We start from the raw sequence: 1,318 nt of genomic DNA, 5'->3' as shown, positions 1-1,318 counted from the left end.
ACTGCATCCCTCGCGGGCCGAGTCCTCATCTGGGACGTCGCGAGCAGGAGCGAGATCGCACGGCTCAAATTTCCAGGCGGGCTGTTTCAAATTCAGTACAGTCCGAAAGGAGATCTCCTGGAGGCAAGTTCGACTGACGGCACCGCACGGTTGTGGAACGCAGCGAGTGGCGCCGAAGTCTCCACTATCCAAACAAGTGCGCGGGTTGTTTTCGAGCCGGCCGGCGATCTCGTCCTCGCCGCGACCAGCGACAACGCCGCGCACCTGTTGGAAACGGACGGGACCGAACTGAAGAAACTGGTCGGGCATGAGGGTCGAATCACCGGGGCAGCATTCAGTCCGGACGGCAATCTGGTCGCCACGGCCTCGCTCGACCACACAGCGCGGATCTGGACAGTCAAGGATGGGCGCACCGTCGCGATCTTAAGAGGTCATCGCGATGAGCTCACCGAAGTCGCGTTCAGTTCGGATGGTCAGTCACTACTGACTGCCTCACGCGACGGCACCGCACGAATCTGGAGCGTTCTAGACGKAAAGGAAAAGGTCGTTCTCAGAGGGCACACCGGTGCAGTAACCAGTGCGCAATTCAGTCCTAACGGTCTCTATGTTCTGACAGCCTCAACTCAGGACGGCACGGCCCGGCTCTGGGCCGCGCGGACGGGACGCGAGATGGCAGTGCTTGGCGGTCCGAAGGAGGAGAATAGGCGGCCGGCACCGATACGCGCGGCCTTCAATTCAGATGGTACGAGGGTCGTACTTGTGCCCTATGATGAAGACGTTCGCGTCATACGGGTTTTTCGGACGCCCCAAGATCTGATCGATTTCGCGAAGCAAACTGTTCCACGCGAACTGACCGCGTGCGAACGGCGTCGCTTCTTCCTTCCCGTCGAAGGCGACCTTAGTGCTTGTCCAAGCTGATGTCGCCCAAAGTTCATGTGACGCGATCTCGATTGCCACGCCATAGCTGATCGCCGTAATTGCAACCGGTCATTTCCGAGCCGTTCGCATGCGACTGCATTTGGCGCAACCGCGACCCGCGCCGCGGCTGAGGTAAGTCCGGTGGTCAAAAACAGGCGCCTGCGAATGGCCTATTCTCACCCCAAGGCAGACACTCAACTTCTTCGGACTGAATGTCAGGAACGCGCCATTTCGAGACATTTCAGCAATCGCCGGCAATGTCGCGCTTCGGATGGAAAGCGGCTGCCCGGTCAATGGGAGACCCGGAGTGCCCTCCATCGCCGCGAAATCTTGCTATTCAAAAATGAAGCAGCCCTGCCCCTGAGTCTGTGTTATGTCGGATAGCGAAGGAGGGGCAAGG

Annotated in this window: 1 protein-coding gene; it reads left to right on the top strand. The window is 59.4% G+C overall.

Going from position 1 to position 1,318, the window contains the following annotated elements; genetic code table 11:
* On the top strand, window positions 1-918 hold a 918-nt coding region (locus ACXJ7R_RS33055), incomplete at its 5' end, for a WD40 repeat domain-containing protein (protein WP_457155464.1).
* Window positions 919-1,318 lie beyond the last annotated feature (400 nt).

The sequence above is a fragment of the Mesorhizobium sp. P5_C1 genome (assembly GCF_054049815.1).
This window is presented reverse-complemented; position numbering and strand designations above follow the sequence as displayed.